The organism is Actinomycetospora sp. NBRC 106375, from assembly GCF_030269665.1.
Lineage (GTDB): Bacteria > Actinomycetota > Actinomycetes > Mycobacteriales > Pseudonocardiaceae > Actinomycetospora.
The window spans coordinates 21159-27767 of sequence record NZ_BSTS01000039.1; the positions used below are offsets into that span (position 1 = coordinate 21159).

General features: G+C 73.4%; 6 protein-coding genes. 4 read left to right on the forward strand and 2 right to left on the reverse strand.

What is annotated here, in order from left to right:
• Positions 1-119 precede the first annotated feature (119 nt).
• Positions 120-1319: a L,D-transpeptidase gene (locus QSK03_RS31915; RefSeq protein WP_285659736.1), complete on the forward strand. Its 1200-nt coding sequence runs from the start codon at positions 120-122 to the stop codon at positions 1317-1319.
• Between the two features lie 10 nt (positions 1320-1329).
• On the opposite strand, the gene QSK03_RS31920 is transcribed toward QSK03_RS31915, so the two are convergent.
• The gene (locus tag QSK03_RS31920; protein ID WP_285659738.1) at positions 1330-2484 is read right to left on the reverse strand and encodes a cobalamin-independent methionine synthase II family protein; all 1155 of its coding nucleotides are present in this window, start codon (positions 2482-2484) and stop codon (positions 1330-1332) included.
• 209 nt (positions 2485-2693) lie between these two features.
• Here QSK03_RS31920 and QSK03_RS31925 point away from each other — a divergent pair, with 209 nt between their 5' ends.
• Both QSK03_RS31925 and QSK03_RS31930 read left to right on the forward strand, forming a co-directional pair.
• Entirely contained in the window at positions 2694-3887 is a 1194-nt protein-coding gene (locus tag QSK03_RS31925; RefSeq protein WP_285659747.1) for a GDSL-type esterase/lipase family protein, read from the forward strand.
• A gap of 68 nt (positions 3888-3955) precedes the next feature.
• A complete protein-coding gene (locus tag QSK03_RS31930) occupies positions 3956-5404 on the forward strand; it encodes an amino acid permease (protein ID WP_285659739.1) in 1449 nt (482 codons plus the stop codon).
• A gap of 4 nt (positions 5405-5408) precedes the next feature.
• Here QSK03_RS31930 and QSK03_RS31935 read toward each other — a convergent pair whose 3' ends face one another.
• A complete protein-coding gene (locus tag QSK03_RS31935; protein ID WP_285659741.1) occupies positions 5409-5870 on the reverse strand; it encodes a methyltransferase family protein in 462 nt (153 codons plus the stop codon).
• Positions 5871-6000: 130 nt separating this feature from the next.
• On the opposite strand from QSK03_RS31935, the gene QSK03_RS31940 reads away from it, so the two are divergent.
• Entirely contained in the window at positions 6001-6213 is a 213-nt protein-coding gene (locus QSK03_RS31940; protein WP_285659743.1) for a hypothetical protein, read from the forward strand.
• The last annotated feature ends 396 nt before the right edge of the window (positions 6214-6609 follow it).

Below are 6609 nucleotides of genomic sequence, written 5' to 3' on the forward strand. Positions count from 1 at the left end.
AGGTGACGAGAACCTGACCTCGATGGACGACCTCTGTGATCGCGATGGTGATTCTGCGCGCGCCTCGTGCGGCGGACGCTTCCCTGGTCACCGCCTCACGGCCGCGAGGGAGTCCCGCGATGATCACGACCGAACCACCACGGCGCGGCCGGACCGGTCGGACCTGGCTCGCGCCCGTCGTGACGGTGCTGGCGCTGCTCGGTGTCCTGGGTGGCTGCAGCGCGATCCCCGGATCGCCGTTCGCGTCCCCGGTCCCGTTCTCCCTCGCGGCGTCCGTGCCCGCGGGCGCCGCGGACGTCGCCCCGTCGGATCCCGTCGTCGTCTCCGCCGCGGGTGGGCAGATCACCTCGGTGACCGTGACGCCCGCCGGCGCCGCCCCGCTCGCCGGCACGCCCGACCCGAGCGGCACGCGCTGGACCAGCGCCCGGCTCGCCTACGACACCGAGTACCGCGTGCAGGCCGCCGGCGTCGACTCCGACGGCAGGCCCGGCGCCCCGATCGACCAGACCTTCCGCACCGTCGAGAAGCCCGAGCAGACCCTCGAGGTCGCGAGCATCCGTCCCACCGACGGGCAGACCGTCGGCGTCGCGATGCCGATCTCGATCACCTTCGACGCCCCGGTCGGCGACCGTGCCGCCGTCGAGCGGCGGGTCTCCGTGACCACCTCGGTGCCGACCGAGGGCTCGTTCCACTGGATGTCCGACGAACAGCTCAACTGGCGCCCCAAGGAGTACTGGCGCCCCGGGACGCAGGTCACCGTCGACGCGCGACTGTTCGGGGTGGCCGCCGGCCGCGGCCTCGACGGCGGCGCGGACACCTCGTTCTCGTTCACCGTCGGGCGCGACCAGCGCGTCCGCGGCGACGTCAACGCCCACACCCTCGTGCTCTCCCAGGACGGCCGGGAGGTCCGGACCCTGCCCGCGTCCTTCGGCCGACCCGAGTACCCGACGCAGTCCGGGATCCACGTCGCGTTCGAGAAGTACGAGGTCAAGCGGATGCGCTCGGAGTCGTGGGGCGGCCCGGCCGCGGGCGAGCCCGGGTTCTACGACGAGGAGCTCCCCTTCGCGGTGCGGATCTCCAACAACGGCGAGTTCGTGCACGTCAACGCGGCCACGGTGAGCCAGCAGGGTCGCAGCAACGTCTCCCACGGCTGCGCGAACGTGTCCCCCGCCGACGGAGAGATGTTCTTCAACTGGGTGCAGATGGGCGACCCGGTCGAGATCGTCGGCTCGGAGCGCCCCCTCACCCCGGCCGACGGCGACATCGCCGACTGGACCATCCCGTGGGAGCAGTACCGGCAGGGCTCCGCCCTCGCCTGACCGCCGGCGGTCAGACCCGTGTCGACGCCAGGCGCGCACCCTCGACGAGCGCCTCGAGCTTCGCCCACTGGATGCTCGGGTGGACCCGGCGGACGAGGGGGCCCTGCGCGAAGCCGCAGTCGCTGCTGGCGATCACACGGTCCGGGCCGACGAGCTCGGCCAGTCGGACGATCCGTTCGGCCACGAGCTCCGGGTGCTCGACGACGTTGGTGGCGTGGCTGACCAGGCCCGGCATGAGGACCTTGCCCGAGGGGAGCTCGACGTCGGCCCAGACCCGCCACTCGTGCTCGTGGCGGGGGTTGGCCTGCTCGAGGGAGTAGGTGCCGACCGGCACCCGCAGGACGAGGTCGACGATGTCGCGCAGCGCGACGTCGCCGACGTGCGGGGCGTTCCAGCTCCCCCAGCAGACGTGGTACCGCGCGCGCTCCGGCGGGATCCCGTCCAGCGCACGGATGAGCGCCTCGGTGCGGACCTCCGCCCAGGCCCGGTAGGCGGCGAGGTCGCCGCCCATCGTGTCGTAGGTGATCGCGAAGTGGGCGTCGTCGACCTGCACCGTGAGCCCGGCGTCGACGACGGCGCGGTACTCCTCGTTGAGCGCGTCCGCCACGGCGAACAGCAGCGCCTCGTCGGAGTCGTAGAAGTCGAGGGCGGGGCGCGGGACCGCGCTGGCCGGCGCGACCACCGGCAGGAACGCGCCGGCGGCACCGGTCTTCACCGCCGCGCGGGTCAGGTTCGCGATGTCGCGCCCGACGGCCTCCTGCCCGGTGTAGTGCACCGGCGAGGTCGCCCGCCACTCCCCTCCCCCGCCCACGAACCCCTGGGACGCCTCGTACTCGGCGTAGAACTCGCCGAAGAGGCGCTTGTCGGTGCCGGGCGGCACGTTGGAGCGCGCCGTGACCGTCCCGGCGGGCTCCGACACGGTGAAGCCCCCGAGGCGTTCGCGGATGTAGCGCGACCAGCTGTCGGACTTCCCGTACTCGCCGTCGCTGACGACGTCGATGCCGATCTCCACCTGCCGGCGGACGACCTCCTCGACCGACCGCGCCAGCACCTCGGCGTGGTGGGCCGGATCGACGCCCTCGCCGTGCTCGCGGGCCCGCAGGATCTCGACGAGCTCGGGTGGGCGGACCAGGCTCCCGACGTGCGTGGTGCGGATGGCGGTCATCGGCGCCGACCTCCTGCCTCTCGGCGCGGAGCCTGGCGAGCGCGGCGGCTGATCGTCAACGCCGGCGTTCGCGGCCACGGAACCCGGCGGCGGAGGTGCCCGTCGCCGGGGATGATCCGCGAACGACCTGGACCCCGACCAGGACCCCACCGACGAGGAGGAACCCCGCCGTGACCGACGACCTGGCGGCCCCATCGAGCACCACGCCCCTGGTCGAGACGACGATCACCGCTGACCTGGTGCGGGGCGCACTGGAGATCGAGGCCACCGACCGCGGTCTCCTGCCGCACCGGCTGCCGGCGTGGGCCCGCGCCCGGGCCGACGCGCAGCTGCTGACCGCGGAGGCCTGCCCGGCCGGGGTGCGGCTCGCCTTCCGCACGAGGGCCACCGTCGTCGAGGTCGACCTCCGCCGGACGACGATGCGCTTCCGCGGCATGCCACCGCGCCCCGACGGACGGGTCGACCTCGTCGTCGGCGGGGTGGCCGCCGGCTCGCTGTCCACCAGCGGCGGGACCACCGTCACCGTCGACCTCGCCACCGGCGCCACCGAGACGGCGGACGGCCCCGCCGCGACCCTGCGGTTCGCCGGCCTCTCCGGCCGCGACCAGGACGTCGAGCTGTGGCTGCCCCACCAGGCGCGGACCGAGCTGGTCGCGCTGCGCGCCGACGCGCCGGTGGCCCCGCTCCCGTCTGGCGACCGCCCGATGTGGGTCCACCACGGCAGCTCGATCAGCCAGGGATCGAACGCCGGCGGCCCGACCGGGACCTGGCCCGCGCTCGCGGCGGCCGCGGGCGGCGTCGACCTGGTCAACCTCGGGTTCAGCGGCAGCATGATGCTCGACCCGTTCGTGGCCCGGGTCATGCGCGACCTGCCGGCCGACCTGCTCAGCCTCGAGATCGGCATCAACCTGGTCAACGGCGACGTCATGCGCCGGCGGGTGCTCGCGCCGGCGGTGCACGGGTTCCTCGACACCCTGCGCGACGGCCACCCGACGACACCGCTCCTGGTGGTCGGCCCCGTGCTGTGCCCGATTCACGAGGACACCCCGGGGCCGGGCGCCCCGGACTTCAGCGACGGGACGGTCCGCTTCCGCGCCACCGGAGACCCCGCCGACGTCGTCGACGGGCCCACCGGGCGGCTCTCGCTGCGCGCGATCCGGCGCGAGCTCGCCCGCGTCGTCGCAGAGCGCGCCGACGACCCGCACCTGCACCTCGTCGACGGTCTCGCGCTCTACGGCGAGGCGGACGCCGCCGAGCACCCCCTTCCCGACCGCCTGCACCCCGACGCCGCCGGCCACCGGCTCATCGGCGAGCGCTTCGCCGCGCACGCCTTCTCCGTCCCGACAGCGTGGTCGCGCGCGGGCCCGTGGGGTGACCGTCGACGGAGCGTCGGCGGCCGTTGACTCACACGTACCTCACGGTGTCAGCTGGTGACGTCCTCGTCACGGCCTGTCGCTACAGAGGGGCGCCGATGTCCGAACCGTCCGACGGCGCCGCCGGGAGCGAACCGACGCGCGGCACCACCACCGTGACCACCGCCCCGCGCGACGACGGCGAGCTGCGCGCCGGCCTCCGCCAACGGCACGTGACGATGATCAGCATCGCCGGCGTGATCGGCGCCGGGCTGTTCATCGGCTCCGGCGAGGCCATCGCCACCGCGGGCCCCGCCGTGCTGATCGCCTACCTGTTCGCCGGCACGCTCGTCGTGCTGGTCATGCGGATGCTCGGCGAGATGGCTGCCGCCCGGCCGGACCCCGGCTCGTTCTCGACCTACGCCGACCGCGCGATCGGTCCGTGGGCGGGCTTCACCGTCGGCTGGCTCTACTGGTGGTTCTGGGTCCTCGTGATCCCCGTGGAGGCGACGGCGGCCGCGGTCATCCTCAACTCGTGGCTGCCCGGCGTCCCGCAGTGGGGCTGGGCCCTGGCCGTGACCGTCGTCCTCACCGTCACCAACCTGTTCGCGGTGTCGAACTACGGCGAGTTCGAGTTCTGGTTCGCACTGCTCAAGGTGATCGCGATCGTTGCGTTCATCGTGTTCGGCGTCCTGGCCGTGCTCGACCTCCTGCCCGGCGTCCCGGAGGTCGGCGGCCTGTCCCGGCTGGTCTCGGAGGGCGGGTTCGCGCCGAACGGGTTCGGCGCCATCGTCGCCGCGGTCCTGATCACGATGTTCAGCTTCATGGGCACCGAGATCGTCACGATCGCCGCCGCCGAGTCCAGCGATCCGGCGCGGGGCATCGGTCGGGCCACCCGCTCGGTGATCTGGCGGATCGCGGTGTTCTACCTGGCGTCGATCCTGCTGGTGGTGGCGATCGTGCCGTGGCACGACCCGCGGCTGCCCGACGAGGGGTCCTACCAGGCGGCGCTCGAGGTCCTCGGGATCCCGGGGGCGAAGGCGATCGTCGACGTCGTCGTGCTCGTCGCGGTCGCGAGCTGCCTGAACTCGGCGCTCTACACGGCGTCGCGGATGCTCTACTCCCTCGGGCGGCGCGGGCAGGCGCCCCCCGCGGTCACCCGGACGACCGGCCAGGGCGTGCCGCGCTTCGCGGTGCTCGGCTCGACGCTCGTCGGCTTCCTCGCGGTGATCGCGAACTACGCCTTCCCCGAGGAGGTCTTCTCCACCCTGCTCGCCACCTCCGGCGCGGTCGCGCTGCTGGTCTACCTGGTGATCGCGATCTCCCAGCTGCGGATGCGCCGGACGCTCGAGCGCGAGGGCACCGAGATGCCGGTCCGGATGTGGGCCTTCCCCGCCCTGACCTGGGCCGTGATCGTCGTGATCCCTGCGGTGCTGATCTACATGGGCGCCCGGGAGGGATCGCGGTTCGACCTGGCGATGACCGGGATCATCGCCGTCGCGGTCGTGATCGTCGGCGTGGTGCTGACCCGCCGACGCACCGGTGCCGCGACGACGTCGTCGTCCTGACGCGTCAGAGCCACCGTCGGACGCGGGCGCAGTACGCCGCGTACTCCGCCCCGAACTTCGCGCGCAGATAGCGCTCCTCGGGAAGGATCGCGCCCCACCACAGGGCCGCGACCCCGACGGGCACCGAGACGACCGCCCAGAACGACGGCCAGAGCAGGGCCAGCGCCACCACGAGGACGATCAGGCCCAGGTACAGGGGGTTGCGGCTGAGTCCGAACGGACCCCGGTCCAGGATCGTGCGTGTTGCGCCGCCCGGCAGCAGTGCCGTGCGGTGTCGACCCATGAGCCACAACGCCCACCCGTTCCACAGGGCGAAGACCACGACGAGCACCAGCCCCGCGCCGCGGGCCGCGCCGACCGGCCACGTGACCGGGTCGCCCGCGGCCGCGGTGATCCCGACGCCGATCAGCAGCGGCACGCCCAACGCCACGGGCGGCCAGATCCGGTAGGCGGGCGCATCGGTCACGACGCGAGTGTGGACACAGCGGCTGCGCGCGTCAGCCGGACAGGACGGGCTCGGCCCACCCGACCGGGGTGCCGCGACACCGGCATCGCGAGTTCACCGTCCGGTCATCCGCACCCGGCACGTTGTCCCGATGACCGACTCACCGTTCGCCTGGCCACACGACCCCCAGCCCGACGAGATCGCGGCGGCCGACCCGGGAGCAGGCGCCCCGCACGAGGCGCCGGGCTTCGGTGAGGGCATCGAGCACGACGTCTTCCCCGAGGGCGACGGCGAGACCCTGGAGGACGAGCTGCGCGACCGCCCGGCGCCGCCGTTCCGGACACCGCATCCGGGCCACGAGTAGCGACGAGGCGGCGGTGCTGCTGCGCCGAGCGTCGAGCATGTCCGAGCGGGCGAGCCTGCTGCTCCCGCTCGTGGCAACGAGGCACGCCGAGGCCTTCCACGCGTTCCGCCGCGTCAGGGAGACGTCGGGCCAGCAAGATCTGGAACTGGTGGGCGATCGCTCCGCTGAGCGGAGCGATCGCTCACCTCATGCGGATCTTCGCGACCCGGGCTCCGGCCAGGCACCGTCGGGGACGCGTCGCCGAGATCGCTGTCTCGGTGACGAGGGGCCTCACATCGAGCCCGTTGCCTAATCGCTTGGACGCTCGGGCGGGTTGATGCTTCGGGTGCTGCTCGCGGTCGGGGTCGGTGGTGTGACGGTGTCGGGGGTGCCTGAGATGTCCCTGGCGGGTCAGGT